The organism is Limosilactobacillus viscerum (assembly GCF_947387525.1).
Classification (GTDB): Bacteria; Bacillota; Bacilli; order Lactobacillales; family Lactobacillaceae; genus Limosilactobacillus; species Limosilactobacillus viscerum.
In genome coordinates this window covers 1-1,710 of record NZ_CANDNW010000059.1, presented here as the reverse complement: position 1 = coordinate 1,710, position 1,710 = coordinate 1, and the positions used below count along the sequence as shown (strand labels likewise).

Here is a 1,710-nt window from a genome sequence, read left to right as displayed (position 1 = left end):
CTGGCGAACACCAATTGAAGTCTTTTTGCTTAATTTGCGTCACTAAATTTGTTCAAGTTATTTATTGCAATCTGCCACTAATAAAGAGTGGGGCAGAAGCAATTTATAACTTCTGTCTCACTCTTATTAGTAGTATTAATAAATAACAACAGGTTCGTTAATTTCCATGTCGTGGTAGGCCGTACCAGCATCGCTAGGGTGCATGTTAGCACAACCGTGAGAACCACCGGTCGTTGTCAAGTATTCTGTCTTTGACCAGTTGTTCCGCCAACTAGCATCGTGGAAACCACAACCAGTATCAGTAAATGGTGACCAGTATTGAACTGGGCTACTGTACTTGGAACCATCATCGTTTAAGCCCCGCAGTGTTGCAGGTGATTGCTGGTACATAATGTACCAAACACCCTTTGGCGTCCGGTTCCCTGGTGTATTACTACCAGTAACCACGTCGGCATCAAAAACACACTTGCCATCCTTGTAGAACCAAACATGTTGGTCAGCCAGTGACAGTTCAACGTAAGTATTACCAATACCATCATTGCTAGTAACGCCATAACCAGTACCACGCTTGTTGTAGCCGATACCATAAATATCGTTCTTCGCATCAATTGTCTTCTTGTTTTGTGCCATCGCATTAGCAAGGCTTTGACCAGCACGTTGATCACTAATCTTCCAACCATAAGAACCCTTGTTATTAGTAGTAATCTCCTTACCACTGTGGGTCTTAAACTTGAATGACCGGCCGAGGGTTGCCTGCTTTTTATTGATCTTCGCAATTTCATTGTTTACTGCTGAAGTATCAAATGCGTACTTGCCATTTTGGTAGGTAGCCTTGGTAATTACTTCGTTGGCATTAAACTTGTAGTTTTGCTTTTCAACTTGGTAAGTTACCTTGCGCTTAGCTAACGTCTGCAACTTACTCTTTTCATCTTGAACAACCTTACTATCACTTGTCAATGGCTGTGTGTAATGAGCCGTCAGACGGATAGTCCCATTGGCACGTTCATCATTGAACTGCTTCATCAAGTTCTTAATGTCGTACTGGTTACCCTTTTTAGCCGATACCGTAGAAACCTTACCGTTCTTCAAGACCGCATAAGCATCAACTGGTGCACGACGGCCAGCATTAAGCTTTGCCGCTTCAGCATTTACCGCCTGCTTCATTGCAGCTGTTTGATCATTATCCACGTTGCTTGGTGTTACCGTTACGTTTTGCTTCTTACCTGATGGGAAGAAAGTCCGTTGTTCCTTTTGAGCTGCTTGGAACTTCGACTTGTCAGCACTGGAAATTCCAGAGCCAGTCGCTTCACCATTATAAATCAGCTTGCCGTTGAGGTAGACATCATTAGCCCGCGAAGTTGCCTTCACTTTTTGATAAGCCTGGTCAACAGTCATTCCACCAACCGCAACCCCATTTACGGTCGTATTACGGTTAAAATGACTATGCTGGTGCCAGGACATTGCACCAACCACTACAACTAAAATAACAATAATTGCAATAATCAAATGCTTAACCTTAAATTGCATTTTTAAACTCCCTAAAATATGAATTTTTAGCTTTACTAAAATAAAGTCAACGATCATATTGTACCAGCAAATGAACAAACTGACACAATTCTTGCTCTTTTTTTTAACGACGAATTGTCAAACCAAGTGCAACGGTTTCTCAAAAAATACCTCATATGGGGTTTCATAATTTAACACTTTTCG

Annotated in this window: 1 protein-coding gene; it reads right to left on the bottom strand. The window is 41.7% G+C overall.

The genetic code is table 11. The features are described 5' to 3' along the window. Nucleotides 1-135: 135 nt before the first annotated feature. A complete protein-coding gene (locus QOS07_RS09170; protein ID WP_283588640.1) occupies nt 136-1,527 on the bottom strand; it encodes a L,D-transpeptidase family protein in 1,392 nt (463 codons plus the stop codon). Nucleotides 1,528-1,710: the final 183 nt, after the last annotated feature.